Source organism: Deltaproteobacteria bacterium (genome assembly GCA_021737785.1).
Classification (GTDB): Bacteria; Desulfobacterota; DSM-4660; order Desulfatiglandales; family Desulfatiglandaceae; genus AUK324.
This window is the reverse complement of sequence record JAIPDI010000030.1, coordinates 1-26,352: the sequence shown is the minus strand read 5'-3', so window position 1 is coordinate 26,352 and position 26,352 is coordinate 1. Positions and strand designations below refer to the sequence as shown.

Below are 26,352 nucleotides of genomic sequence, written 5' to 3'. Positions count from 1 at the left end.
CTTGCGTCCGTGTAGGACTGCCCCTGTTCTTTGTTGCTTGTGCCGGATGGGATATGAAACACCCGGAATTTTATTGAAAAAGTCTTTGGCAAGAAGCCAAATCGTGTGTCAATGGATTTTTGGGCAGCCTGTATCCCCGGCGAAATGAAAATTGTTGACATGGGTATTTTTTAGCTCTTGACATCGAATGTCCTTTTGCATAGGATTTCACTTGAAAATCTTTTGGTTTTCTGAAAATACAGCCAAAGGGCTGACAGGAGAATGAGGACGATGACCCGGAAACCGAGGCGCGCTTACCCTGCAATAGCTATCACCGCCGCTGCGGCAGCTTCTGCCCGGTGGCCCGCGGTCCTGGTCGGGGAATTCATTCCTTAAATGAAACATCGATGATTCAGGGGCCGCGGGCAATGCCTGCGGCCTTTTTTTTGAGGCTGCACTTCGAGGCGGCCTTTTTTTGTGACGGGTCATGGGGGGCATGCCTGGAGCACATCTGGCTGAAAGGCTGTATGAATTTAATGGTCGCAGCCTTTTAAAAGAGTTCCCTCCCGGGCGCCACAGGTTCAGAGGCTTAAGCATTTTCAATTTTATGTTTGCGGCGATGCCGCTTCAGGATAGACGGACAGATGGAATGGAAAGGACAGGTAAATCATGAGAACGGAAATCGTCCATATCGGTGCGGGAGAACTCAATTACGAAATCCGAAATATTATCCGGGTCGTTGATAAGCTGAAGGCCCTGGGCGCGGAAATCAACCTGGAAAATATCGGTGATCCGGTGGCCAAGGGAGAGGAGGTCCCGGTATGGATCAAAAAAATCGTATCCGATATCAGTATGGAGGACTGTGCCTACAGCTATTGTCCCAGTCAGGGTATCCTGGAAACGCGGGAATATCTCGCGGAGAGGAACAACCGCCTGGGAGGCGCCGCAATAACCGCGGATGATATCATTTTTTTTAACGGGCTCGGGGATGCCATCACCAAGGTCTACGGGTTTCTAAGACGGACCGCCCGAATCATTACGCCGTCACCCACCTATACCACCCATTCATCGTCCGAGGCCGCCCATGCGGGTGTCTCTCCGGTAACCTATCCCCTGGATCCCCATCATCACTGGTATCCGGATACAGTGGAGCTGCGGAAGCGTGTGAAATACAACCCGGCCGTGGCCGGTATTTTGCTGATCAATCCGGACAATCCCACAGGGGCGGTGTACCCGGAAGAGGTCCTCAGGGAGATCGTGCAGATCGCGAAGGATTACGATCTCTTTATCATCGCCGATGAGATCTATCAAAACCTGGTGTTTGAGGGAACCCGGACGCGCACCCTTTCCGAAGTGATCGGAGGGGTGCCCGGGATTGCCATGAAAGGAATTTCAAAGGAATTGCCGTGGCCGGGTTCCCGGTGCGGCTGGATTGAGATATACAACCGGGAAAGGGACCCGGATTTCAATACCTACACGCAGAGCATTCTCAATTCAAAGATGGTGGAAGTCTGTTCCACCACGCTTCCGCAGAAGGTCATTCCTCTGATCTTCGAACACCCTGAACTCGAAGCGTATGTGGGAAAACGGAGGGCGCGCTACAAGCGGATGTCGCAGACCGCCCATAACATACTGAAAGAGATCCCTTCCATTCTGATCAACCGGACGAACGGGGCGTTTTATATGAGTGTGCTTTTCAGGGAAGGCGTCCTTACCCAGAGCCAGACCTTGCCCATTGAAAACCATCAGATCCGGGCACTCATTGAGTCGTTGCTTCAGTCGAACGGGAACATCTCCCTCGACAAGCGCTTTGTGTACTACCTTCTTGCGGCCACGGGGGTGTGCGTGGTCCCCCTCTCCTCATTTAATACGAATCTGCAGGGCTTCAGGTTTACGCTGCTCGATCCGGATGAAGACTCTTTCCTTTGCATGGTGAACACCCTGGCAGAGGGTGTGAAGGCATATGTATAGCTTCATCAAAACCGCATCATCTGAAATTGTCTTTTACAGGGGTTGTTGTAGGCGATTCGCCAGGTGCCGTTGTTGACGTCAAAGAGGGTGCTCCCCAGGGTTTGACCGGCTTCCTCTGTTTGAGCATGGACACAGGGCGAATCCGGCCAATGATCGTGGCTGGAGAGAAATTGCGTCAGCAGGTCCCCATAGAGATCGCCCAGCCGGGCTGCATACCCATCCGTCAAACCGGTCAACACCTCGAGGCGCGAGTGGGAATTGGCGTCCTGCACGGAAAAGTTCTCCATGCCAGGCTGGGAGAAATGGTTGGTGTGGGCGACCGTCCATTCCCAATTCCTTGTCAAAGCATTCATTCGGTTTCCCTCCCGATCGCCGGCTTCAGAAGCAAGGTGAGGAGGAGGCTGGCAACGGCCAGCCCCACCAGGATCAGAAAGATGAGCTGGTAGCTGCGGGTCACATCGAATATCAGGCCGGCCAGCACCGGTCCGGCGGCCCCGCCCACGGTTCCGGTGAAGGCCACGATGCCGAAAAAGGCGCCGTGGGAACGAAGACCGAAGAACTCGGCCACAATGGGCGACATGAGGGTAAAAATACCGCCATGGGCAATGCCGTAGATGGCGGCAAAAAGATAAAGCATCCATATTTGCCGGGCCGTACACAGCCACAGCAAACTGGCGATCAGGAGAATAAGACAGCCTATCAGACATTTCCTGTTGCCGATTCTGTCGATAGCCATGCCGACGCACAGGCGGCCGGCCATGCTGACGCCGCCGATGGTGGATAGGATTCCGGCGGCCTTCAGTGTGTCTATCCCGATGTCGGTGGCATGGGCCACGATGTGCACCAGGATGGTGAGCATGCAGAACGCGGCCAGCAGATTGATGGTGCAGATCATCCAGAACTGCGGATTGCGGAGGGCCTGCTGAAGGGTGAGGCCGCTGTCGGAACCGGGGCGATCCCCTGCGGCGGCGTTCATCCGCCCGTCGGGAACCTGTCCCATCTGGCCGGGGTCTCGGCGCAGTAACTGCCCGGCCCCCATGAGACAAAGGATTGCGATGATGCCGATAACTACAGAAGCGGTCCGCCAACCCAACGCCATGATGAGGAGGCCCGCCAGAAAGGGCATCATCATCTGCCCGGCGCCGGTGCCCGCCTTGACGAGCCCGGTCATCATCCCCCTGCGCAAGAGAAACCACCTTGCCGTGGTGGTCAGGGGGATGACATCCACTGCGCTCAGGCCGATTCCCCCCACTAGTCCGTAGAAGAGATAGAGTTGCCAGACCGCGTCTATCCGGGACAAAAGGAGATAGCTGCAGCCAAAGAAAAGGGCGCTGACCGTCATGAGCACCCGGGGCCCGAACCTGTCATTCAGGTTCCCCACCAGGATGCCCAGGAAGCCCATCAAAAGAAAGGCCATGGACGAGGCCCCGGATAAGGTGGCCCGGGACCAGCCGAATTCGTTCAGCAGCGGCTTGAAAAAGACGCCGTAGGCAATATAACTGCCTATGCCGATGCCTTGCACGAGGAAGCAGGCCATGACGATGATGTAACCGTAAAAAAACCCTGGTTCCTTTTGTTTGTTGCTCGGTTGCGGCAAAATGCGTGATCGCTCCTGACTCTGAAATTACGCCGCCGCGTTCAGCAGCGAACCGGGAAGGGTGCTATTGCTCCGGAGTGTTTCAATATTCCGATCCAAATTGAATCTGTTTAAGTACTGTTTGCCGCCGTTGCTGAGGCGTTGTGAGATCAGCCGCTATGCGGATGGAGGCGTTACTATTTGACGATCTTCAACATCTCTTTAAATTCAACTGTCCCGGCACGCTTCAGTATCTGGAAGATGATGGTCTCGGCAGAGGTGATAACTGCCCCGGCCTCTCGCATGAGGGAGAGGCCGACCTCCCGGTTAGCCACGGTTCGGGAATCCACGGCGAGATGGGGGACATGGACCGCGTATCCCTTTTCGAGGAGAGAGATGCAGGTCTGAAATACGCAGATGTGGGTTTCAACGCCTGTCAGGATGATGTTATGGAGGGCCTTTTCCTGCAAGCGGGTGTTGAAGAGGTCCACGTTGCAGCAGTCGAAATCGAGTTTTTCAATGGGACTGTATTCAGGGAGGACTGCCCTGACTGCAGGGATGGTAGGACCTAAAAATTTGGGATTCTGTTCAGTCAGGATGACGGGCAGATGGAATACCCGGGACAGGTGCAGGAGCTTGACCATCCTGTCGCTGACCCTGTCAGGGTCGGCCATGACCTGCATGAGCTTTTCCTGGGCATCGACGATAACGAGACCGGTGTTTTCTTCGGTGAGCAACGATATTTTCATAATGGTACGGGATTTTAGGTCAGGGGCTGTGCATTGTCAAGGTGAAGATGCGGGGCTTCCTTCATGCCTTCTGACACAAAAAACAAGAAAAGCTGGCCATCCTTCCACTGCACGCTTAGCCTTTCGTCATTCCGGCACGATTCCAGCCGGAATCCAGAAATGCGGCGGACTGGATTCCGGCTAAGGGCATGCCGGAATGACGGGACAGCACACAGCCGTTCTGGTTGCGGGTATCCGCTTTAGATAAGCGATCGATTCTGCTATTATGAAAACCGGATGCAAAGATGGAGGATAAACCGAAATTGGAAGGCCTGTATTGATGGGAATGGAAAGACATATTGTCAAGGCGATCGCGGAGGCCGGTCCTTTGACCGGGGCTGAGCTGCTGGAGATCTTTACGGAAGACATGTTTCGCTTGTGGCAAAACTGCATGCGTTCCCCGGATCTCTTCATCCGGACCATAGGTCCCCGGTACCTGCGTCTGGACCGGAGGATTGAAGGATTTGCACGGCTCTCCCCTTCCATTCTCAGGGAATTTCTGACCTATTCGGTGATCGGGCTTGCAGGGGAGCCGGATGCGGTCTTACAGAAGATAAACGAGATCCGGTCGCACATCGAGGCCGTAACCCGGTCCAAGTCCGAACTGGCCTACGAGATCATATCAGCTGCCGTGGAGCGGTTTGAGGTGATCGGGCTGGTGCGTAAACAGGCAGCGGTCATGATCGCGGGGGATATCGTCTACAACATGGCCCATGATGTCCCCCGGCCTGAAAGGAGCACTGGGAGACTGGTTAAGGGATCGGATATGGATATCGTTATCGTGGTGGATGACCAATTCCCGAAGCGCCTGATCCCCAGATTGGATGAGGCTGTTTATGAGGAAAAACAGCGAATCCTGATGACGCCCCATCTCAGAGAAGAGATCGACTATATTGTCAAGGATATGGACCGGGTAAGGGAGCAGGTGCGCTTTGACACCTTCAGGCATATGGTGGCATGCAAGATCCTTCAGGAAGGGACCTTGCTCTATGGGAGTGAGGACCTATTTTGCACCATTAAGGGAATGCTGAAGGAGACAGGGGTGACGGCCAGGATCATGGCACTGGAAGACCAGGCCAGGGACTTTAGAGATAAGGCTGAAAGAGATCTGCTTTCCAGGGACTCTGAAGAAATCAGGCGGGACTGCCGGGACCTCTTCTATCCGACAGAGGAGTCGGAGGAGTTTGAATGACAGCCCCCTTCTGTTGCCGGGAGCTTAGCCAGCCAGATCCATGTCGCGGTGCTTGAGCGTGACTTCTCGCCTTTCTTCCTTCAGGGATTCGAAGAATTTCTGTGCGATGGTCACGGATCGGTGCCGCCCCCCGGTGCAGCCCACTGCAATGGTCAGATAGGATTTGCCCTCCCTCTCATACATCGGAAGGAGGTAATCGAGCAGTCTCAGATATTTCTCAAGAAATACCTGGGTCTCCATCCATCTGAGAACGAACTGCTGCACCCGTTCATCGGTTCCATCCAGTTTCTTCAGCTCGGGGATAAAGTAGGGGTTGGGAATAAACCGCACATCGATCATCAGATCCGCCTCAAGGGGGACACCGTACTTGAACCCGAAGGAGAGGATGGAGATGCGCATCCGTTCCGTCTTAACTCCCTGGAGCGCATGTTGAATAACGGCGTCTTTGAGCTGGTGAACCGTCAGTCTCGATGTATCGATGATCCTGTCGGCCATCTCTTTGAGCCCCTTCAACTGTTCCTTTTCAGATCGGATCCTGTCGATCAGTCCGGTGCCGTCCGCAACCGGGTGCTGCCTGCGGGTCTCGCTGTATCGCTTCAACAGGACCTCTTCCGAACACTCCAGGAAGATGACGATGAAGTGATAGCCCTCTTTTCGCAGGGCATGAAAGACCTCCTGGTAGTTTTTGACAAATTCCTTCTGTCTGAGATCCATGCCAAAGGCAAGCTTCTGGATCTCCGAGACCCCCACTGAACGGAGTTCCATGAATTTGGGGAGGAGGAGGACCGGCATGTTGTCCACGCAGAAATAGCCCTCGTCCTCGAGCGCGCGAATGGCCACGCTTTTTCCGGAACCGGACAGGCCCGTGATGATGACGATGTTGATATTTTTCATGGGAAGGAGTTTCGCAGCTTTGCCTCCTCATGTCAAACAGGATTTGTTTGGGTTGGCAGTTCTCTTTTTGCCTTCCGTGATGATATGATAAAGGCACCTGTGTGCGATGATGTTGTCAGACCCCGAGAAATCGCATTACGGCGACACTGCGAACGGGACACCCCCAGCATTCCATCGCAAAACGAGACTTGCTGATCGAGCCAATTAACCCTTGACAAGAGATTGAACTCCCTATATAAAGCAGGACCGAGTCAGTAACACAACGGGGTGTTGCTCAAGGAGACGATGGAGTCCACAAACTACAAGGGTGTCGTAGTGTGTGGATTTTTTGTTTGTACCAAGAAAACGGTGACCTTGTTCGGAGGAAGTATTGGAACCTACGTCTGAAAACCAGGAGAGGATTGTCCGATTGATCAATAAGGGGGTGGAGATCCGCAATCCCCTGACCATTGATATCGGGGAGGACGTTGAGATCGACCGGATCTCCGGAAACGGGGTCCGGATTTATCCGGGATGCCGCATTTACGGCAGGGAGACCGTTATTGCAGGCGGGGCCTGTCTCGGGCGGGAAGGGCCTGTGACCATCGAGGACTGCCAGATCGGCCCCAAGGTTGAATTGAAGGCCGGGTACTTTAAACAGGCGGCTTTTCTGGAAATGGCCAATATGGGATCGGGGGCCCACGTTCGGGAGGGGTGCATTCTGGAAGAAGAGGCCAACGGGGCCCACTGCGTGGGTCTGAAACAGACCATCCTCTTCCCTTTTGTCACCCTGGGAAGCCTCATCAACTTCTGCGACTGCTTCATGGCCGGGGGCACGAGCCGGAAAGACCACAGCGAGGTGGGGAGTTCTTATATCCATTTCAATTTCACACCCAGCGGCGACAAGACCACCGCATCCCTGATCGGCGATGTCCCTCGGGGCGTCATGCTCAACCAGCCGCCCATCTTCTTGGGGGGCCAGGGGGGGATGGTGGGCCCGCTGCGCCTGAATTACGGCAATGTCATCGCTGCGGGCGCGATCCTGCGCAAGGATGTCCCGGAGTGCGGCAAACTGATCATTACCAAGACCCACCGCGCCGGCCTCTTTCCCTTTGTACCGGACCTTTATTCAGGCCTCCCGCGCATCCTGGAAAACAATATCCGCTACCTGGCCAATCTGGCCGCCCTGGAGCAGTGGTATATCCATGTGCGGCAGCCCTTTTTCCACACCCAGGAACTGGGGAACCTGATCTACCAGGGAGCGCTGGACAAGTTGGCATTGGCCAAAAAGGAGCGGATCAAACGGCTCCGGGTCATGACGGACAAGATCGAAGCATCCCTTGAAAGACATGGGGATCAGGCCGATGCCGGGGCCGGCAAACGGGAACTCTGCGATGCCGTTGAAGAGATCGCCGAATTGTTTTCAGGGGAACTCGCAGGGAAGACCGGCCTGCATGCAAGGGACGCCTTCTTGGAGGCATTCACGGTTCATCAGAAAGAGTGTGGCGGGACCTATGTGGAGACGGTGCAGAGCCTGCCCGGGGGTGTATCCGAAAAGGGGACGGCATGGCTCCAGGAGACCGTGGATGCCATCTCCCGCAGGGCCGCCGCACTGGTGCCGTCTCTGGGTCTATTCAAAGATCTGACCCGTGAGGCAAGGTGAAGAAGAGTGTGGCGTTGAAAGTTAAGATCCGAATTTTTCATGATCACCTTTAGGCACTTCAAATTTGTAACTCCAAATCGTTACTCCAGACTTGGAAGACCGGCAACGGGCAGCGAGTAGGGAAGGCGCAAGGCCTCGGGGTCATCCGGTATCAAGTATCAAACAACCAATATCAAGTATCCAGCATCAAGGATCCAGTAACCAGTATCCAGTATCCAGCAACGAGGAGGTAAATCAATGGGAAAACTATTCGGCACCGACGGAATCCGGGGAGAGGCCAACCGTTACCCGATGGATGCCATGACGGCCTTTTCCGTGGGCCAGGCCGTGACCCACCTGTTCAGAAACGGCGACCACCGGACCCGGATCATTATCGGGAAGGACACCCGCATCTCCGGCTACATGCTGGAAAGCTCCCTGGAGGCGGGGATTACCTCCATGGGGGGAAATCCCTATCTGGTGGGCGTGCTCCCCACGCCGGGAATCGCCTTCATCACCCAGAGCATGCGGGCCGATGCGGGGATCGTGATCTCGGCCTCGCACAATCCCTACCAGGACAACGGCATCAAGATCTTCTCCGGAGCCGGGTACAAACTTTCCGACGAAAAAGAGGCGACCATCGAGGACCTTATTCTGAAGGGACGGCTTCCCGAAATGACCCCGCCTGCCAAAGATATGGGCCGGGCCAAACGGATTGATGATGTCCTTGGCCGATACATCGTCTTTATCAAGAATACCTTTCCCCGAAGACTCTCCATGGAGGGGATGAAGATCGTCATTGACGCGGCCAACGGCGCCACATATAAGGTGGCCCCGGCTGTCTTCGCCGAACTGGGGGCGGATGTGGAGGTCATCCACAACACCCCTGACGGGATCAATATCAATGACGATTGCGGTTCTCAGTATACGGAGGATCTCGAGAGACGCGTAAAGGAAACGGGCGCGGCCGTGGGCCTGGCCTTTGACGGCGACGGCGACCGTCTGATTGCCGTGGATGAAAAGGGACGCAAGATTACCGGCGATCAGATCCTGGTCATCTGCGCCAAAGTTTTAAAAGAATATGGACAATTGACGAACGATCTGCTCGTCAGCACCATCATGAGCAACATCGGCCTGACCATCGCCTGCAAGAGATATGGATTTTCGCACCATGCCTCAAAGGTGGGAGACCGATATGTGCTGGAGGATATGCAGCGGCTGGGCGCGGTGATCGGCGGGGAGGAATCGGGCCACATGATCTTTCTCGATCACCACACCACCGGTGACGGCATCCTGACGGCCATGCAACTGATCGCCGCCATGGTCAGTGAAGGCAAACCCCTTTCCGAACTGGCGACGTTGATGGATGTCTTTCCCCAGAAGCTGATGAATGTCGAGGTCACGAACAAACCGGATATCACTACAGTGCCGGAGGTGATGAAGTCCATTCAAGAGGTGGAGGCACGGCTTGGGGATGAGGGAAGGGTCTTGGTCCGCTATTCCGGCACCCAGAATGTCTGCCGGGTGATGGTCGAGGGACCGGCCGACGATGTGACCGAATCCTATTGCACGGAGATTGCCGAGGTGGTCAAGACCGCCCTCAATTGACGGGCGTGCGAAACGCTTCCGGGACTTGGGTGAAACCTGTTTGGTTGCGGCCGTCAGGCCGCCTTAGGAGGAATACCGTGCCCATCAACGTATTTATAACCAAGAACTTCAACCATATGAGCGAGGTGGCGACGGAGATCGTCAAGGCGCGGATCGGCCGTGTGCTGGAAGAAAAACAGGAGTTTGTGCTGGGACTGGCAACAGGAAGTTCACCCACCGGCGTATATAAGCGCCTGGCCAGGGCGGCCAATGCCGGTGAGTTTGACAGCGGCCGGGTCCGCAGTTTCAACCTGGACGAATATGTGGGACTTCCCGGAGAGAATGCGCAGCAGCGAATGATGCACCCGGAGAGCTACTGCTATTTCATGATCCAGGAATTCTTCGGTCTTTTGAAAGACAAGTTTATTGAAACCGGTGTTCCTTTCGGGACCCTGATCGATCAAAAGGATCTGGTGCGCCATCTCAAGGCCCATCCCGGTGACTGGCGGGAGGCAGGGGCCGATGCGGGCAGGTCCGTGGTGATTAAACCGAGGCCCCAATCGGAATACCTGGCATGGGTCCGAAAAACGGTGCTGGATGCATACGCCCGGAAGATCAAACAGGCGGGCGGCATTGATTTGCAGATTATCGGCGTCGGCGGACGGGGGCATGTGGCCTTTCACGAGGCTGGTATCCCCTTCAAGGGGAGCCGGGTCATGCTGGTGAAGCTGGATGACAATACCGTGGAAAATGCAGTTTCAGACGGGCATTTCGCCTCGAAAAAGGATTCCCCCCGCTATGCGGTGACCATGGGGGCTGAGCTGGTGTACCAGGCGCGCACCGTGGTCCTGCTGGCAGCGGGCGAACGCAAGGTCGCAGCCGTGGCCGAATCGCTCCTGGGGGAGCCGACCCCGGATGTTCCGATTTCATATGGTCAGATATATGGAAAAGGGAAAGGCAACCTGATGTATGTGGTGGACAGGATCGTCGGAAAGCCGCTTCTTGACAACATCGAGACCCTTGAACAGAAGGGGATTCATACCCAGAAGGTCACATAAGCCGCGCTGATACTGGATTCTGGATGCTTGAGACTGGGTACTTGTTTCCCAACGGTACCTCCCACGCTTCCCTTGGGTCCGGCCCCCGGCGTCTTAATTGGCCTCGAGGAAATATCTTTTCATCTTTTCGTTGACCTCTGCCAGGGTCTCCTCCAGCCATAGGACGTCGGCCATGCTGAGCCTCCCCGTCTTGGTAGCGGACTTGGAGCCGTCCTTTTTGGTATAGGTCCGGGGCCCGATCTGCAGCTTGGGCTCGCCGTCTCCGTAACGGTTGATGGAGATCTGAAGCCCGGTCTCCTCATTCTCCCAGGTGTCCAACACCCGGTCTTTGCTTGCATCGTACGCCATTTATGTGTTCCTTCTGTGAAATTGGTTGCTTGAGTTTGCTGGGTTTGTTCTTTAATTATTTTGCCCTAAATTATTTTGCCTGTTTTGATGGAGATCTGAAGCCCGGTCTCCTCATTCTCCCAGGTGTCCAACACCCGGTCTTTGCTTGCATCGTACGTCATTTATGTGTTCCTTCTGTGAAATTGGTTGCTTGAGTTTGCTGGGTTTGTTCTTTAATTATTTTGCCCTAAATTATTTTGCCGATTCCCAGCCGAACAGGGCGGCCCCGCCCAACTCCTCTTCTATCCTCAGAAGCTGATTGTATTTGCATATCCGTTCGGACCTGCACAGGGACCCGGTCTTTATCTGCCCGGTATTTGCGGCAACGGCCAGATCGGCGATAAATGTATCTTCCGTTTCACCGGACCTGTGCGAGACCACCGCATTCCATCCGACGGTGTGGGCCATCTGGATGGCGTCCAACGTCTCCGTCAGGGTCCCGATCTGGTTCAGTTTGATGAGAACAGCATTGGCGGCCTTTTCTTTTATCCCCTTTGCTATCCGCTGGGTGTTCGTGACAAAGAGGTCGTCACCCACGATCTGGATGCGATCTCCCAATTTTTCAGTCATCTGTTTCCAGTGCTTCCAATCATTTTCATCGAGACCGTCTTCAATGGAGTGAATAGGAAAGCGATTGACCCAGTCTTCATAAAACCGGATCATCTCCCCGCCGTTCCGCACGGATTGGTCCGACTTTTTGAAGACATAATTGCCTTTCTGGTAAAACTCGGACGAGGCCGGGTCCAACGCCAGCACCACATCTTTTCCGGCCTTATACCCCGCGGCCTTGATCCCGGCCAGGATCATCTCGATGGCCTCCTCGTCCGATTTCAGGTCGGGAGCAAATCCGCCCTCATCGCCCACCGCGGTGCTGAACCCTTTGCTCTTCAAGACGCCGGCCAGGGCATGGAAGACCTCGGCGCCGATTCGCAGGGCATCCTTGAATGTCTTTCCCCCGATCGGCATGATCATGAATTCCTGCATGTTCACGTTGTTGGCCGCATGGGCCCCGCCGTTCAGGATATTCATCATCGGCATGGGGAGGCGGCAGGCGTTGGTTCCCCCGATATATCGGTAGAGGGGGATGTACAGGGAATCCGCAGCCGCCCTTGCAACGGCCAGGGAAACTCCCAGGATGGCGTTGGCCCCCAGCTTCCCCTTGTTGGCGGTCCCGTCCAGCCCGATCAGGGTCTTGTCGATGAAACGCTGATCCGTGGCGTCCATATCCACGAGCACGGGCGCGATGATCTCATTCACGTTCTTGACCGCATCCTCAACCCCCTTGCCGTTGTATCGTTTTTTCCGCTTATCCCGTAATTCCACGGCCTCGAATTTGCCGGTTGAAGCCCCCGAGGGGACAGCCGCCCGCCCGAAACTCCCGTCGCTCAATCCCACTTCCACCTCTATTGTGGGATTGCCCCTTGAATCCAATATCTCGCGTGCCGCAATCACCTCAATTTTTTCCATGTCATCCTCCATTTAAAAGGGTTCAACGTACCCGGATAATCTTGGACTATAAGGAATTCAGGTATTCATGGCAAGTGAAAAGGACGAAGACGTGACAGCGGTGTTAAGGGCACGGCGGGGTTGCATCAGGAAAGCGCGAGGGTTTTTAGTATAGCACTTTCAGCGGGTAGCGCGGGTTCCACTTTTAAAGATGATGGGTTTGGGTTCGTAATGCCCCGATCGAACCTGCTCCCAGAAGGATTTTTCATCTTTTTGCCATTCAGACCCGAAGGCACTGTCGAAAAATCCCCCTAACCGTTTAAAGAGCCTTTGCCATCCGGGCTTGTGGCTGAGAGTGAGCACATCCTCCAGAAAGGGGGCGATCTCACCCAGTTTCTCCTTGGGGATATAGGCCCTTGCCCCCATCTCAATGGACTTTTTGAGGGCCTCCGGGCTCAGGGCGTGCGCCGTCAGCATAACCGTCGGGAAGCCGAGGGATACCGAGGCGTTGAGCAGATCGAATCCGCGAACGCCCATAATATCGAGGATGACGAGGTCATAGGTCCAGGACCGGATCAGATGATAGGCATGGTTGTAATCGGTCGCCGTATCAATGAGGATGCCCTCATACCCCTCAAGCTGTTCCTTGAGGGTTTCGAGGACATCCGGTTCGTCGTCCACGGCCAGAATGCGTGTATGCTTCAGCGGGCTTTCCCCCATGATGTGAACGCTCCTTTTTGAATCTCATCAATGCTTCAAGACAACGATGCCTTATAGCTTTTTCTTTTCCTTTTGGAGCCGCCGGCGCTCCTCATCCCTGATTTCCCTCCTGAGCAGCTTGCCGACCTTGGACTTGGGAAGCATATCCCTGAATTCTATATAGCCCGGTACCTTGTAAGAGGCCAGGTGTTCCCGGCACCATCGGATCAGTTCGGCGCCGCCCACGCCCCGGGCGTCTTCCTTGAGAACCACGATGGCCTTGATCCGTTCCCCCACCTTGGGGTCAGGGATCCCGACCACGCAGGCCCCGATGACCGTGGGATGATTCTGAAGCACGGCCTCCACCTCGGATGCGGAAACCCGATAGGCCTTATGTTTGATGATGTCCGCGGATCTCTCCACATAGATCAGCTCCCCATCTTTGTCCTCTTTTACAAAATCGCCCATTCGATAATAGGTCTTCCCGTCGATATCCACATAAGACCGTTCGGTTTCGTCCGGCTTGTTCCAGTACATCTTCACCGTGTACGGTGAGGTCACCAGAAGCTCGCCGCTTTCTCCCTGGGGCACATTTTCCAGGGTCTCCGGATCGACCACGATACACTCCCTGCTTTTGAGGGGAAGGCCGATGCCGCCCGGCTTGAGTTCTCTGTCGATGCGGCTGTAGGTCACATGCCCCGCCTCGGTCGACCCGTATACCTGATAGATGGGAAAACCGGTATAGGCCTTCCAGCGCTTGAAGACCTCCAGGGGAAGCATATCGCCCCCGCAATAGCAGTATCTCAGCGAACTCAGATCGTATTGATCCAGACGGTCGTTTTCCAGTATCATCCGGTAGAGGGCCGGCACGCCTAACAGCCAGCGGACCCCATGGCGGTGAACGGATTCTAGAATGGCATCCACCTGGGGCATGGGCATCAACACGGTCTTATTCCCCTTGTTCAGACCGAGGGCCATGAAGAGTCCCAGTGCCATGATATGGAATAGGGGGTTCACCGCGATATAGACATCCTCCCCCTCCTTTAGATATTTTCCGGCCACGTCTTCGGTCACATCGTTGACATAGGAGGTCATCCCGATATGGTTGCCCGGCACCCCCTTGGGAAAGCCGGTGGTCCCCCCCGTAAATAGAATATAGGCAAGGTCTTTCCATGGGTCCAGCTCGACCTTCTCCTTGAGAGGCGCGTGTTTGAGAAGGGATGAGAAGGAATAGACCCGTTTGTCCTTGTCTACCTTACCATTGGGTATCTTGTCGAAGAGGACGCCTAGATATCGTTTCCAAAAAGGGAGGATATCCACCAGATTGGTCACAATGGCACGTTTCAGCCCGGTGGTGGAGAAGGTTTCCTGGATGTAACAGAAATTGGTATCCAGGCATATGACGGTCTCCACGCCCGCATCCTTGATCATATATTCGATTTCAAACGATGTGTAGATGGGAGAAACCGGCACCAGCACGGCCCCCACCTTCTGGATGCCCAGAAAGGCGATCACCCATTGGGCGCAATTGGAGACATAGATCATGACCCGATCGCCCTTCTTGACCCCCATGTCCGCCAGTGCCCCGGCGAAGCGCTCGCTCAGGTCCCGAAGTTGCGCGTAGGTGAACCGTTCACCCAGGTACACAATGGCCGTCCTGTCCGGATATTTTTCGCTCATCCGGTCGAACCGGGTAAAGGTTACCTCATTTTCCCAATCATCCTGGCTTCTGCTCATAATCCCTCGAAAAAAATCCTCACACAGAGACATGGAGACACAGAGATTTTATTGCACAGATAATCCCACCCACAGATTACCCCGATGAAACAAAAAAAGAGGGTTTCATGGGGCAGGCGCAGATTTCACAGATGCTCATTGCTCACCCCTCTCAGTTCTCTTTGTTCCGCGTTCCGAGCTCCGCATTCCGCGTCCATTATTGATTCCTCAATTCCTCAATCCCTCAATCGTCAATATTCAATTCCCCTCATACCCCGAAATAGGCCGATCTGACATCCGGATTGTCCATCAATTCCTCCCGGGTCCCTTCCAGTACGGCGGCCCCGTTTTCGAGGATAAAGGCATAGTCCACGATCGGAAAAACCGGCCTCGCATATTGTTCCGTCACCATGATGGAAATGGACGTTTCATCCCGGATCACCCGGGTGGCTCGGACCAGCGTGGCCTGTATCAAAGGGCTGAGGCCCATCAACGGTTCGTCTAAGAGAAGGAGCTTGGGCTGGGCCATTAACGCCCTGCCAATGGCCAGCATCTGCTGCTCGCCCCCGCTCAGAAAGCCGCCGATCCGTTTCTTGAGCCGCTCCAGGGCCGGGAACAACCGAAACACATAATCCAGGGTCGCTTTGGCCTGGGACGGCGTGGCCAAATAGCCGCCGATCCGGAGATTTTCAAGGACGCTGCTCTCACTGAATATCCTGCGCCGCTCGGGACATAAAACAATCCCTTTTCTGGCCCGCCGGCTCGGCTTGAGCCCCATGATATTTTCGCCCATGTAAGTGATATTCCCGAGGACCGTGATCCGTTCACCCCCCGCCATCAGCTCCTTTTTCCGGATATCCTCCATGATCCCGGAGATGGTATACATCAGGGTGGATTTGCCCGCGCTGTTGGCCCCGAAAACCCCCACGATCTCCTTATCCTTGCACCTGATATGCACGTTGTTGAGGGCCAGCATGTTCTCGTAGAAGACCATCAGGTCGGCTGCATCAAGCATAGGTCATGACCTCCTCCACCTCTTCCGATCCGAAATAGGCCTCTTTGACGCTCTTGTCGGCCATTACTTCGTCAGAGGTGCCCTCCACGAGTTTCTCGCCGAAGTTGAGGACCATTACCCGGTTGGCCACACGGAACAGCTCTCTTAATCTGTGTTCGATCATAATGAGGGTGATCCCGTCCATCTGAAGTCGTTCAATAAGGGGGACCATGCTGGCGATCTCGCTCATGCTGAGTCCTGAGAAGACCTCGTCGCACAAGATCACCTCGGGCTTAACAGCCAGGCAGCGGGCCAGTTCCAGCCGTTTCAGGTATCCCGTGGGAAGGGTAGAGGCCATCTTGTAGGGGACGTAGGAGTCCCGCTCAAATCCGATCTCTTCCAAGATGTCGATGCCGACGGTATTGCGATCTCCCAACTTGCCCCCGCCCCTCCATCCGCCGGTCCGTCTGGCCCGCGGAGAAAAGAGCGGGATCACCAGGTTTTTGTAAGCAGGAAGGGAGTAATAGGGCCGCATAACCTGAAAGGTTCGGGTGACCCCCATATCCGCGATCTTGTGGGCCGGTTTCCGGGTAATGTCTTTTCCCTTGAACCGGACGTTTCCGGAGGTCATCTTGATGAAACCGGTGATACAGTTGACCAGGGTGGTCTTCCCGGAACCGTTGGGACCGATGATGCCCAGGATTTCCCCCGGATACACGTCAAAGCTGACGCGGTTCAGGGCTAGGATGCCGCCGAATGCCTTGGTGAGCTCCCTGGCTTCGAGTATCGGTTTTTCGCTCATACGTTGACCCACCTCTGGAACTGATGATACTTCCGTTCACCGTAGACCATGATTCCCTCGCTCCGAAACACCACAAAGCCGACCAGTATCAGGGAATAAAAAACGATGCGCAGGGTCCCGAATTCCCGAAGCAGTTCGGATATGGGGACCAGAATGATGCACCCCAATACCGGTCCCACCAGGGTGCCTGCGCCGCCGATGACTGTGGCCGCTATGGGGAGGATGGAAAAATCGAGGGCAAAGAGGGAGATGCCGGCCCACATATAGATATGGACCAGGCAGGCCCCGCTCAGGCATCCCATGGCCGATGCGACGAACACGGCGATTGCCTTGTAAAAGGAAACGTTCATCCCGGATGCCCGCACCGCCTGGTCATTGTCTTTGACCGCCCGGAAGACCAGGCCGATGTCCACATTGACCAGCCGTCGGGTCCCGAAGAGGAACAAAAGGACCAGGCCGATCACGGCGTACTGTTCCAGCCACCGGTTGGCGAAGCTGTCCACGCCCATGATGCCGTCCGTCCCCCCAAAGATATCCAGGGCCTCGATGATTCTGGCCAGGACCAACGGGTACATGAGCGTCACAATCGCAAAATAGACGCCCCGCAACGGAAGGCAGGGGAGGAGAAGGACCGTGCAGATCACGGCGCCCAACAGGGTGGCCGCGGGTACGGTCACGATGGGAGGGAGCCCCAAAGAGGTATTGAGGATGGCCGCGATATACCCGCCGACCCCCACAAAGAAGGCCCCCCCCAGGCACACGAGGCCCAGATAGTGGGCCAAAAAATCGAAACTGAGGGCCAGTAGGGCGTAGATGCAGACAATGGTGATGACCCGTTCCCAGTACATCCCGGGCATCGCCAGGGGAAGGATCAGCATTCCCACAATCAGCACCAGCCTGGGCATGGTGAGATAGGCCAGCTCCCGCCACGACATGAGGGCGTACAGCCCATCGGACCGGACCTTGATGCCCCGATCCAGCCTTTCCCTGCGACTTTGTTTACTGTTTCCCATGTAACTCCCTACCCATACTGATTGCAAAATAATTTAGGACAAAATAATTAAAAGCAACTTTAGACATTTTAGTTCACTTTAGGCACTTTAGGCACTTTAGGCACTGCTGCTCACACCCTTTCCTCCAGTTCCTTTTGCATGCCGAACAATCCGGAGGGCTTGAGGATGAGGGTAAAGATGATGGCCAGCAGGGCGACCACCATCTGATAATGGCTTCCTAGATAGACCACTGTCAGGATCTGGGCAAAGCCGATCAGAAAGGCGGCCAGGACCGCACCCATCCAACTTCCGAGTCCTCCCACAATGCACACGGCAATGGCCAGGATAAGCACATTATACCCGGATTCCACCACGATGTTGCCTAAGGGGAGGAGGAGGACGCCTGCGAGGCCGGCCAGCATGGCGCCGATGGCCATGGCCACCACGGCCATCAGATCCGAGTCGATCCCGAGCATGAGGGCGGCCCGTTCATCCTGGGCCATGCCGCGCAGGGCCAGGCCGATCCGGGTATAATGCGTAAAGGCCCAGAGGCCCAGGACAATCAGGGCGCCGAGCCCCACCACTAAGATCCGCTGAAAATCAACCGGGATGCCGCCGATCATGACGCTCCCCTCAATAAAGGGCGGAAGGGTATAGCTCATCCCCTTGAAACCGCCCCACCGCAGTCCTTCCAGGATGGCCAGACCGATGGCGTAGGATGCGATAATCTCGGAAATGGCCATCCCCCTGACCCGGATCAGGACAAACTGATAGAGCAGTGCCCCCAATGCCCCGATTAGGACCATGGTGATCACGATGCTGAGCGCGTAATGAAGACCGAGACTGTTTAGAAAGGTCCACGTGATGAAGCCGCTCAGCACGTAAATGGCCCCATGGGCGAAATTGGGGACCCGGCTGATCCCGTAGACCAAGGCGAACCCCAGGGCCATCAGGGCCAGGGCGATGCTGTTGATGGTGCCGTAAATCAGAATATCCATTCCTCAATCCCATCCGCAGATTACCCCGATGAAATAGCGCACAAAAGGCATTTCATGGGGCACCGCAGATTTCACAGATAACAATTCGTGAATTCCTCAATCCCTAAATTCCCGAATTCTCAATTACTTCTTCATCCATGGCGGCAACTGGATCTCTCCCTTGGCAATCGACTTGGGAAAGACAACGACCCTTTTTCCATCCTGCCACTGAAGGATGCTCCCAACAGCCCCTTCCTTGGGGTCAAAGCTCGGGATGATCTGATGGCCCTTGGGGCTGAATTGAATGCGACCATAGACGCCCATCATATCTGTCTTCTCCAATGCAGCGACGACCTTATCGGGATCCAGTGATTCCGCACGTTCAATGGCATCCTTGAGCACATATATGGCCATATAGCTGCTGGAAGCGCCCAGGCCCTCGGGCTCGATGCCCCATTTCTTGGTGTAGGCATCGTAAAACTTCATGGTCCAGGGCGTGGCCTCGCTCGGGGCATTGCCGGCATTGACCACATTGCAAAGGGTGTACTCCCCTTTTCCCTCGGTGGCCTTCCAGAAGCCGGGCTGTTCCGCAGCGGCCAGGGTGGAACCGAAGGGGAGGGCCGGCACCTTCATGTCATACCATTGTTTCAGGAGAATGGAACTTTCCGGCATGTCCATCCAGATGTTGAGGATTTGAGCACCGGCCTTTTTGGCCTTGATGAGGCCCATGGAAAAATCCGTGGTCCCGGTGGGATAGATCTCCGTACCCAGGACCTGCCATCCCTTGTCGGCCGCCACCTTGCCGAGGACTTTCCCTCCGCCCCGGGCATGGGACACATCCTGCACCATGATAAAGACCTTATCCAGACCATATTTGGCCTTGATTTCCTGGAAGCAGGCCATGATCTCCTTGACCAGCTGCACGGCTTCCCCATGGATACGAAAGCAGTACTTGAACTTGTCATAGTCCTTGGCCACCATGGCGTGAAATTTGGGGGTCAAAAAGCCTGTCGTAAAAATCGACACCTTCTTGTGTTTGGAAAGCAGGCTCATGGCCGCAAGGGCCGCCTCGGACCGGACAGGACCGCCCACGAGGAAATCCGCCTTCTTTTCGAGGATCAGTTTTTCAACGGCCAGAAGGGCCTCGCTCACTGGAACGCCCGGTTCCAGATCCCGGGTGTCCATCACCTCCACCTTGAAAGGCCGCTTGACGCCTCCCACGTCGACGCCCCCGTTTGCGTTGATCTCATCCACCGCCAGCCGGATGGCCCGGTCCGCATCCCACCCGTAAAGATAGGCCGTCGAAAGGGGACAGCCAATGGTTATCGGTTCTTCAGCCAGGGCATAGGTCCCGGGCAGAACCAGAAAAACCGCCGCCAGCAGGGCCGCCAAGATTCCAATACCTCTCATTTTCATGTCCATTCCTCCTTTGTTTGCCCTTCATCCCTGGGGTTTGTAATAAGGAAGATCCGTCTCATGGGATCGTCTTTTGACCGTATTGAAGGACCTTCCGCAATGCCTGGGCCGCGACAGATCGGCAGCGCACCCTTTCCCTCCCTTTGAGGCTGTGGATCGCTGTGCCGATGGTCGCCTCCATGGCTTGTATCCATTGAGCAAGGACCATGCCGTGGTTTCAGCCTGAGCAAATCGTTCTTGAAAAACGATACAACTTATCGAAATTGTTTCCATATTTTTCTATTCATCCCTTGAGGGGGAAAGGGGGAAAAGACGAAAACCATGAAAGAAGTTTTCAGGAGGGGAAAGGTATTTTCACAGGGCGCGTGCGGGCGACCCTCCCATTCTAAGTAAATGCGCTGTCGGTTGGCGGGGTAATTCCGTATTTACGGATTTTACTCCGAAGGGTGGGCATGGAGATGCCGAGGGCCTGTGCCGTCCGGGTCCGATTCCATCCCAGTTGGCTGAGGGTCTTCTCAATATGTTCCTTCTCGATGCCGTTAAGGGAAGCGGGCGAGAGAACGGAGGATGGAGAGGGCTCGTTCATGCTCAAGGTTCTTTCGATCTCGTCCAAAAGGAGCACCCGTCCGCGAGCCCTCACAACGGCCTCGACCAAGACGTTTTCCAGGTCTCGCACATTTCCCTTCCAGTGATGGGCCATGAGCCGGTCGATCACGCCGGTCTGAAGCTTGTTGACGTCCGTTTCCAGTTCCGTGTTGATTTTATGGAGGAAATGATTCACGAGCTCCGGGATGTCCGAGAGCCTTTCCCGCAGGGACGGAACCTGAAGGGTGACGACCCGCAATCTGAAAAAAAGGTCTTCCCTGAATTCGCCCCGGCGGACCATGTCCGACAGGTCCCTGTTGGTGGCCGCTGCGATCCGGCACCTGGAGAGGAGAGGTTCATGGCCCCCGACCCGGGTGTATTCACGCCGCTGAAGAAAGCCCAGGAATTTTCCCTGAAGACCGAGAGGGAGTTCGCCGACCTCGTCCAGGAACAGGGTGCCCGATCCGGCCAGTTCGATTTTCCCCTTTTTCCTGTGGGTTGCGCCTGTGAAGGCCCCGGCTTCGTGCCCGAAGAGTTCGCTTTCCAGGAGATTCTCGACCACGGCCGCACAATCCAGGGTGATGAACGGTTCATCGCAAAAGGGGCTGTTCGCGTGAATGACCCTCGCGATAAGCTCCTTTCCCGTTCCGGTTTCTCCCTGAATCAGAACCGTGGCGCGGTTCTGACACAGAAGCCCGATCATCTTGAAGATATCCCGCATGGTCTCGCTCTTGCCGATGATGACCTCCTGGTTCCGGGGGCTTTTCTCTTTTTTTAGGACAGGGCTCTCTCGATCCGCCTCCAGGATGCGCAGGGCCCGGTTCACGGATCTCTCCACCTCGTCCGCGTCCAGGGGCTTATGGATATAGTCATAGGCCCCTCTCTTCATGGCCTGGATGGTGGTCTCCATGTCATGGAATGCGGTCATCATGATGACCTTTGCACTGCACCCATTGCCTTGCACCCGGTCCAACACCTCGAGGCCGTTCAGATCGGGGAGACGGATGTCGAGGATCAATACGTCCGGATTTTCTTTGTTAAATTTGTCAAAACCCTCAAGTCCGGAAGAGGCTGTGTAGACCGTATGACCCTTTTCCACTAAAAACATCTCCAGGGATTCAAGAATGGAGTGCTCATCATCCACTATGAGAATCTTGCCCATGCATTCCTCTCGCGGGTATAAAGATGTGGAAACACGCTCCGCACGGATATTGACGCGCCCTGTTCTCAACCTCGACCCGGCCGCCGTGAACTTCCAGGATGCGTCGGGCGTTGCCGAGGCCTAAGCCCGTGCCTTTGCTTTTGGTGGTGAAAAAGGGTTTGAATATTTCCGACAGGCATTCCTGGGAAATCCCGGGGCCCTGGTCCTCGATGAGGACCTCCACCCCCGGTTCTCCGTCCGGATGAAAGCGCGTGGTCACATGGATGCCTCCCTCCTCAGGAGAGGCCTCGATGGCGTTGAGCAGCAGATTGATGAAGGCCTGTCCGAGCTTTTCACTGTCCCCCATGATATCGGGGATGTCCGATCCGTAGGAGGTCACCATCGAAAGCATCTTTTCCATAAACTTCATCTCGAGGAGTTCCAGACAGGAATCGAGGATAGTGTTGATCCGGCAATGGGCGAATTCCACTTGAAGGGGCTTGGCAAAATCGAGAAGTTCCGTGAGAATGCGCTCCAGACGTATGACTTCCCGGACGGAAATATCAATACGTCGTTGATCATTGCCCCTGAGCTGGGCGTTTCGGTTGATGATCTGGAGATTCATCTTGACCGCGGACAAAGGATTGCGGATTTCGTGGGAAAGGGATGTGGTAATCTGACCGATATAGGCCATCTTTTCAGCCTCGCGCATACGCTGGTCCATCTCGATCCGTTCGCTGATATCGCGGCACAGTCCGATGCTCGATACCCTTCTCTCATACCGGGCGACCTTGGTGGTGATCTCCGTGGGATAGCTCTCTCCTTCCTTGCTTACCCTGAGATATTCAAAGGAGGTCGGGGCCGAGCGCCCCAGGATGCTCCTGGCATAGATATCGGCAACCTTTTGCCTGCTTTCGGGATCCACGAACTCATGGAACTTCCTGCCGATCACCTCATTCAGGGGATAGCCGTGCATCTCACAAAAGGTCTTGTTGGCAAAGACAATGACCTCGTCCTGGATCACGAAATAGCCTTCGTTGATCTCTTCCACCAGGGTTTTATATTTAAGCTCGGATTCCCTCAGATCGGCTGTCCGGGCCTTAACCTCTTCTTCAAGCCTTTGGTTGTGCTCGATAATTCCCTTTTCGTGCATGTCCTGAAAGTGATCGCTGAAACGGTGGATGGTGTAGGCAAGACATTGGTTGATCCTTTCCACATGCTCCTGAAACTCGTCGATGGTGGTTTCTTTGGCCAGAAGGGGGATCGCGATAATGCGATACAGCTCAAATGCCTTCTGCACGTCCGACAGGAGAAAACCGGCTCCCAGCCGCATCCTTGTGATCTTATCGATAAATTCATTGATATATCGGAATTCGTCGCAGACAAGGACATGGTGGTTGGCGTCAAATGCCTCGGACACCGTACCCATCAGCTCTTCCAGAGGCCTGGAGGCATATTGTTCCCCCACCTCCTGATGGAGCTTGTCAGCCCATTGCCGGAGAATGAACGGACGATGTCGCTGGTGAAATTCGGCAAGACTGAACCCCATATGGTCTCCAGGACAGGATTGTCGACAGGGCGTCATGCGGCCTGACCGCGATTTGGAGGACGTCTCAAGGGATTCAAGACGGAAAGAATACGCCCTGCATTCAGGCCCTTCTCTCTGGGTCGGCTCCCGGGCGGTGCTCCGGGTGAGGGCGCCGGGACACGACAAGAGAAGGAAGGCAGTTGATAGGCACTTGTTCTTCGGCAAAGGACGATATCGGAGTCGGCCCTGGGTGTCAAGAGAAATGGGGAGCGCGCGGTATGCGCCCCGAAGCAGATCCTCTCCCCCGGTCTCTTCAAAACCCGGGGATCATCGCCTGTCTGTCAGGATATCCTTATGGCTCGAAGTGCGCAGGGTCAATACAGGCACATGACATCGCCGGAACAGCTTTTCAGCGGTTGATCCGGCAAGGACCCCCTCCAGATTGCTGCGACCCTTCGCGCCCATGAGCACCAGGTCAACTCCTTCCTCTTCAACGGCCTTGATCAATTCCCGGAAAGGCACCCCTTCCCGAAAAATAATCCTGACGGAGAGTTTTGGATAGATGAGGCCTTTGAGCAATTCCTCGATCGCACCCAGACGCTCCTTTTTCTGGTTCTCCACCCACGTCTCAACCCTGAAGTCACTGGTTTTCAAGGCCGCCCTCTGCAGGGCTTCAATATCCCGGTTATTGATCACATTGACGACAATGAGCTCGCTGCCGGTGCATTCCGACAGGGTCTCGGCATATTCGAGGATCCCTCTTGAATATTCGGACAGGTCGATGGCTGCCAGAATTTTTTTGATGGCTTTCATATGGCCCTCCTTTCTATCCGGTCATTTTGCACAATCGCGCGGAGCTTGTCTCATCAACAATAGGTGCTACAAAATACATGCCACGGAAAATCATGATAGGTCTATTTATGGAATTGTGACGAAAATACGCCATAATTCGTTAGAAGTTGCCGTGTTTACAGACCTGTTTAGGCCCTGGAAGGAGTTAAGATTGCATGAATGCAGCGTCAGCTCATTTAACAGGATGTAAGAATTGCATGCCATGAGTCCCCCGCCCCATAACCGATGCAGAACGTGTTGAGTTTCATTTTAGGACATTCCCCTCTTTTTTGAGGAGCGATCAACCCCCCATGTCAAAAGCCGTCAAGAGAGCAAGGAGGGAGCCTGTCCCAAGTACCATGGTATCGATAGGTTATATTTTCTGGAATCGCTGTTTGTATTCTGTGGGACGAAGGCCCGTCTGCTTCAGGAATATCTTCCTGAAAGCACTTGTATCTTCATATCCGACACGGTAGACAATTTCATCAAATGAAGCATCTTCTGTCTCAAGCATCCGTTTCGCCGTCTCCACCCGGATTCTCTGCAGATATACCAGGGGGGTGTCTCCGGTCGCGGCCTTGAACCGGCGCTCGAATGTCCTTCGGCTCATCCCGAATTTTCGCGCCAGTTCCTCATAGGGATAGCTCTGGTGAAAATTCTGCTCCAGGAGCTTCTGGGCGGACAGGATCTGAGGATCATTATGGTCTTTTTGGAACTGGAAGATGGCGTAAGGGGCTTGAAGGGTGCGCCCGATATCTGAGATCATGGCCTTTGAGCTTTGCAGCGCCACCTCATGCCCGCAATACTTTTCCACCAGGTAGAGGCAGAGGTCCGTACCCGCGTTCATCCCTCCCGAACAGAAAAGATCCCCCTCGTCCGTGATCAGCCTCTCCGGTTTGAGCCGGACCCGGGGATATCGTTGTCTGAACTCGTCCGCAGCGCCCCAGTGGGTGGTTGCGGTTTTCCCGTCCAGCAGTCCGGTCTCCGCCAGCACAAACGCACCGGTGCATATGGATGCGATATGCGTCCCCCGCCCATGATGATGCTTCAGCCAGGAAACGGCCTCGCCCTCATATTTCAGGGTCTTTTCAATATCGAGGATGGAAGAGACAACGATCAGATCGGTGGTGTCCACGTCATGAATGGAATTATCCGGCGTGATAATTGTCCCGTTCAGACACTTGAAGGGCTTGCCGTCCGTGGTAACGATCTCTGTTTCAAACAAGGGTTTCGGCCTTCGGCCGCGGAAATAATTCCAGATCACCCCGGCCTGATAAAAGGTATCCATTGGAGCGATGACTGTCGAGGCCATGGTGTTGAACAAGGCCAGAATCGCAACCTTTTTCATGGCATCCCCTCATTTTGGCATGAACGACATTTCATATGTCATATATGCCACTTCCGTTTCTGTCGGTCAAGCCCTATTTTGAACCGAACGTTATAAAATCTTTGTTTGCAGCTTCTACGCAATTTGCGGAGAAGTTTTGTTGAACCGCCAAGGCGGCAAGGACGCGAAGAAGTTTTGATGTCCGTTATTCGGTAATAGCCTTCAGACAAAAAAAAGTCTCTGTGTCTTGGTGACTTTGTGTGAAAATTTTCGGTTGCGGCGGTTAGGCCGCCTTAGGAATTGAGGAGTTGAAGGGTTCATGTGTGAGAAATGTTCGGCTCACAGAATCGAATCGGGTGATGAAAGCGACCGGGGTCAAGACCCGGGGATGCGTGATTTCACAAGCAAGGAGGCAGACAAGATGAAAAGAACAAGGGATGATCTTTTAAATGACTACAGAAACGCGAACCCTACCAGACGGTTGCATCTCTATTTGGAGCACAGGGGGTTGAGGGCTGAGTTTATGGAAACGGATCAAAACGAACTTCGGGCCAAGGCGGTTCGCAGAAGGGCCAAATCCGGATGGCTTTCCAGATTTTTCGCGTGCCCTTTTGAAAGAACCGGATGGCACTGTGCAGGCGCTCGCGGGTGCGGCAATGGAGGAAATCCTCCGGCTTAGTCCGGGCCTCCTCCCTCCTGTTGTCCTCAGGAAGAACGGCATTGACAGCCTGGACTCCCTCCCATTATGATGGCCGGGATTTAAAAACCAACACAAGGAGACGGACGGTTATGGCAAATCTCATTCTGGACGAACGGGATCAGCGGTTTTTGTTGTACGAGATGCT

Annotated in this window: 23 protein-coding genes; 6 read left to right on the top strand and 17 right to left on the bottom strand. The window is 54.8% G+C overall.

Annotated features, from left to right (window positions below; genetic code table 11):
* The first annotated feature begins 648 nt into the window (after window positions 1–648).
* The gene (locus K9N21_15085) at window positions 649–1,950 is read left to right on the top strand and encodes a pyridoxal phosphate-dependent aminotransferase (GenBank protein MCF8145238.1); all 1,302 of its coding nucleotides are present in this window, start codon (window positions 649–651) and stop codon (window positions 1,948–1,950) included.
* A 5-nt stretch (window positions 1,951–1,955) separates the two neighbouring features.
* On the opposite strand, the gene K9N21_15080 is transcribed toward K9N21_15085, so the two are convergent.
* From K9N21_15080 to K9N21_15070, 3 genes are all read right to left on the bottom strand, one after another.
* Window positions 1,956–2,303, bottom strand: coding sequence for a hypothetical protein (locus tag K9N21_15080; protein ID MCF8145237.1), 348 nt, complete (start codon window positions 2,301–2,303; stop codon window positions 1,956–1,958).
* Entirely contained in the window at window positions 2,300–3,547 is a 1,248-nt protein-coding gene (locus tag K9N21_15075) for an MFS transporter (protein MCF8145236.1), read from the bottom strand. Before K9N21_15075 ends, K9N21_15080 begins: the two co-directional genes overlap by 4 nt.
* 176 nt (window positions 3,548–3,723) lie before the next feature.
* Complete coding sequence (locus K9N21_15070; GenBank protein ID MCF8145235.1) at window positions 3,724–4,275, bottom strand: isochorismatase family protein; 552 nt, start codon at window positions 4,273–4,275, stop codon at window positions 3,724–3,726.
* Window positions 4,276–4,594: 319 nt separating this feature from the next.
* On the opposite strand from K9N21_15070, the gene K9N21_15065 reads away from it, so the two are divergent.
* On the top strand, window positions 4,595–5,506 hold the full coding sequence (locus tag K9N21_15065; GenBank protein MCF8145234.1) for a hypothetical protein: 912 nt from the start codon (window positions 4,595–4,597) through the stop codon (window positions 5,504–5,506).
* Between the two features lie 24 nt (window positions 5,507–5,530).
* Here K9N21_15065 and rapZ read toward each other — a convergent pair whose 3' ends face one another.
* Window positions 5,531–6,400: an RNase adapter RapZ gene (gene rapZ, locus K9N21_15060; protein ID MCF8145233.1), complete on the bottom strand. Its 870-nt coding sequence runs from the start codon at window positions 6,398–6,400 to the stop codon at window positions 5,531–5,533.
* Window positions 6,401–6,770: 370 nt separating this feature from the next.
* On the opposite strand from rapZ, the gene K9N21_15055 reads away from it, so the two are divergent.
* From K9N21_15055 to K9N21_15045, 3 genes are all read left to right on the top strand, one after another.
* Window positions 6,771–8,042 (top strand): UDP-N-acetylglucosamine pyrophosphorylase, encoded by a 1,272-nt coding sequence (locus K9N21_15055; protein ID MCF8145232.1) that lies wholly within the window; start codon window positions 6,771–6,773, stop codon window positions 8,040–8,042.
* A gap of 237 nt (window positions 8,043–8,279) precedes the next feature.
* Window positions 8,280–9,629, top strand: coding sequence for a phosphoglucosamine mutase (gene glmM / locus K9N21_15050; protein ID MCF8145231.1), 1,350 nt, complete (start codon window positions 8,280–8,282; stop codon window positions 9,627–9,629).
* A gap of 77 nt (window positions 9,630–9,706) precedes the next feature.
* Complete coding sequence (locus K9N21_15045; protein ID MCF8145230.1) at window positions 9,707–10,666, top strand: 6-phosphogluconolactonase; 960 nt, start codon at window positions 9,707–9,709, stop codon at window positions 10,664–10,666.
* Between the two features lie 93 nt (window positions 10,667–10,759).
* Here K9N21_15045 and K9N21_15040 read toward each other — a convergent pair whose 3' ends face one another.
* From K9N21_15040 to K9N21_14980, 13 genes are all read right to left on the bottom strand, one after another.
* Window positions 10,760–11,014: a hypothetical protein gene (locus tag K9N21_15040; protein MCF8145229.1), complete on the bottom strand. Its 255-nt coding sequence runs from the start codon at window positions 11,012–11,014 to the stop codon at window positions 10,760–10,762.
* A gap of 231 nt (window positions 11,015–11,245) precedes the next feature.
* Entirely contained in the window at window positions 11,246–12,520 is a 1,275-nt protein-coding gene (eno, locus tag K9N21_15035; protein MCF8145228.1) for a phosphopyruvate hydratase, read from the bottom strand.
* Between the two features lie 159 nt (window positions 12,521–12,679).
* Window positions 12,680–13,219 (bottom strand): response regulator, encoded by a 540-nt coding sequence (locus tag K9N21_15030; protein ID MCF8145227.1) that lies wholly within the window; start codon window positions 13,217–13,219, stop codon window positions 12,680–12,682.
* 51 nt (window positions 13,220–13,270) lie between these two features.
* Window positions 13,271–14,935: an AMP-binding protein gene (locus K9N21_15025; GenBank protein ID MCF8145226.1), complete on the bottom strand. Its 1,665-nt coding sequence runs from the start codon at window positions 14,933–14,935 to the stop codon at window positions 13,271–13,273.
* 247 nt (window positions 14,936–15,182) lie between these two features.
* The gene (locus K9N21_15020) at window positions 15,183–15,929 is read right to left on the bottom strand and encodes an ABC transporter ATP-binding protein (protein ID MCF8145225.1); all 747 of its coding nucleotides are present in this window, start codon (window positions 15,927–15,929) and stop codon (window positions 15,183–15,185) included.
* A complete protein-coding gene (locus tag K9N21_15015; protein MCF8145224.1) occupies window positions 15,922–16,710 on the bottom strand; it encodes an ABC transporter ATP-binding protein in 789 nt (262 codons plus the stop codon). The genes K9N21_15020 and K9N21_15015 overlap by 8 nt, the downstream gene beginning before the upstream one ends.
* Complete coding sequence (locus tag K9N21_15010; GenBank protein ID MCF8145223.1) at window positions 16,707–17,723, bottom strand: branched-chain amino acid ABC transporter permease; 1,017 nt, start codon at window positions 17,721–17,723, stop codon at window positions 16,707–16,709. Before K9N21_15010 ends, K9N21_15015 begins: the two co-directional genes overlap by 4 nt.
* Before the next feature lie 110 nt (window positions 17,724–17,833).
* On the bottom strand, window positions 17,834–18,700 hold the full coding sequence (locus K9N21_15005) for a branched-chain amino acid ABC transporter permease (GenBank protein ID MCF8145222.1): 867 nt from the start codon (window positions 18,698–18,700) through the stop codon (window positions 17,834–17,836).
* 123 nt (window positions 18,701–18,823) lie between these two features.
* Window positions 18,824–20,095, bottom strand: coding sequence for an ABC transporter substrate-binding protein (locus K9N21_15000; protein MCF8145221.1), 1,272 nt, complete (start codon window positions 20,093–20,095; stop codon window positions 18,824–18,826).
* A 385-nt stretch (window positions 20,096–20,480) separates the two neighbouring features.
* Entirely contained in the window at window positions 20,481–21,842 is a 1,362-nt protein-coding gene (locus K9N21_14995) for a sigma-54 dependent transcriptional regulator (GenBank protein ID MCF8145220.1), read from the bottom strand.
* Window positions 21,817–23,370 (bottom strand): PAS domain S-box protein, encoded by a 1,554-nt coding sequence (locus tag K9N21_14990; protein MCF8145219.1) that lies wholly within the window; start codon window positions 23,368–23,370, stop codon window positions 21,817–21,819. The genes K9N21_14995 and K9N21_14990 overlap by 26 nt, the downstream gene beginning before the upstream one ends.
* A 306-nt stretch (window positions 23,371–23,676) precedes the next feature.
* Complete coding sequence (locus K9N21_14985) at window positions 23,677–24,162, bottom strand: universal stress protein (protein ID MCF8145218.1); 486 nt, start codon at window positions 24,160–24,162, stop codon at window positions 23,677–23,679.
* Between the two features lie 391 nt (window positions 24,163–24,553).
* The gene (locus tag K9N21_14980; protein MCF8145217.1) at window positions 24,554–25,528 is read right to left on the bottom strand and encodes a GlxA family transcriptional regulator; all 975 of its coding nucleotides are present in this window, start codon (window positions 25,526–25,528) and stop codon (window positions 24,554–24,556) included.
* Window positions 25,529–25,928: 400 nt separating this feature from the next.
* On the opposite strand from K9N21_14980, the gene K9N21_14975 reads away from it, so the two are divergent.
* Window positions 25,929–26,186 (top strand): hypothetical protein, encoded by a 258-nt coding sequence (locus K9N21_14975; GenBank protein ID MCF8145216.1) that lies wholly within the window; start codon window positions 25,929–25,931, stop codon window positions 26,184–26,186.
* Window positions 26,187–26,352 lie beyond the last annotated feature (166 nt).

Coding starts and splice junctions, on each gene's coding strand:
- K9N21_15040 (MCF8145229.1), bottom strand. CDS start 11,014: ATGGCGTACGATGCAAGCAAAGACCGGGTGTTGGACACCTGGGAGAAT.
- K9N21_15005 (MCF8145222.1), bottom strand. CDS start 18,700: ATGGATATTCTGATTTACGGCACCATCAACAGCATCGCCCTGGCCCTG.
- K9N21_15080 (MCF8145237.1), bottom strand. CDS start 2,303: ATGAATGCTTTGACAAGGAATTGGGAATGGACGGTCGCCCACACCAAC.
- eno (MCF8145228.1), bottom strand. CDS start 12,520: ATGGAAAAAATTGAGGTGATTGCGGCACGCGAGATATTGGATTCAAGG.
- K9N21_15015 (MCF8145224.1), bottom strand. CDS start 16,710: ATGAGCGAAAAACCGATACTCGAAGCCAGGGAGCTCACCAAGGCATTC.
- rapZ (MCF8145233.1), bottom strand. CDS start 6,400: ATGAAAAATATCAACATCGTCATCATCACGGGCCTGTCCGGTTCCGGA.
- K9N21_15000 (MCF8145221.1), bottom strand. CDS start 20,095: ATGAAAATGAGAGGTATTGGAATCTTGGCGGCCCTGCTGGCGGCGGTT.
- K9N21_15085 (MCF8145238.1), top strand. CDS start 649: ATGAGAACGGAAATCGTCCATATCGGTGCGGGAGAACTCAATTACGAA.
- K9N21_14995 (MCF8145220.1), bottom strand. CDS start 21,842: ATGGGCAAGATTCTCATAGTGGATGATGAGCACTCCATTCTTGAATCC.
- K9N21_14980 (MCF8145217.1), bottom strand. CDS start 25,528: ATGAAAAAGGTTGCGATTCTGGCCTTGTTCAACACCATGGCCTCGACA.
- K9N21_15070 (MCF8145235.1), bottom strand. CDS start 4,275: ATGAAAATATCGTTGCTCACCGAAGAAAACACCGGTCTCGTTATCGTC.
- K9N21_15010 (MCF8145223.1), bottom strand. CDS start 17,723: ATGGGAAACAGTAAACAAAGTCGCAGGGAAAGGCTGGATCGGGGCATC.
- K9N21_15025 (MCF8145226.1), bottom strand. CDS start 14,935: ATGAGCAGAAGCCAGGATGATTGGGAAAATGAGGTAACCTTTACCCGG.
- K9N21_14990 (MCF8145219.1), bottom strand. CDS start 23,370: ATGGGGTTCAGTCTTGCCGAATTTCACCAGCGACATCGTCCGTTCATT.
- K9N21_15020 (MCF8145225.1), bottom strand. CDS start 15,929: ATGCTTGATGCAGCCGACCTGATGGTCTTCTACGAGAACATGCTGGCC.
- K9N21_14975 (MCF8145216.1), top strand. CDS start 25,929: ATGAAAAGAACAAGGGATGATCTTTTAAATGACTACAGAAACGCGAAC.
- K9N21_14985 (MCF8145218.1), bottom strand. CDS start 24,162: ATGAAAGCCATCAAAAAAATTCTGGCAGCCATCGACCTGTCCGAATAT.
- K9N21_15065 (MCF8145234.1), top strand. CDS start 4,595: ATGGGAATGGAAAGACATATTGTCAAGGCGATCGCGGAGGCCGGTCCT.
- K9N21_15030 (MCF8145227.1), bottom strand. CDS start 13,219: ATGGGGGAAAGCCCGCTGAAGCATACACGCATTCTGGCCGTGGACGAC.
- glmM (MCF8145231.1), top strand. CDS start 8,280: ATGGGAAAACTATTCGGCACCGACGGAATCCGGGGAGAGGCCAACCGT.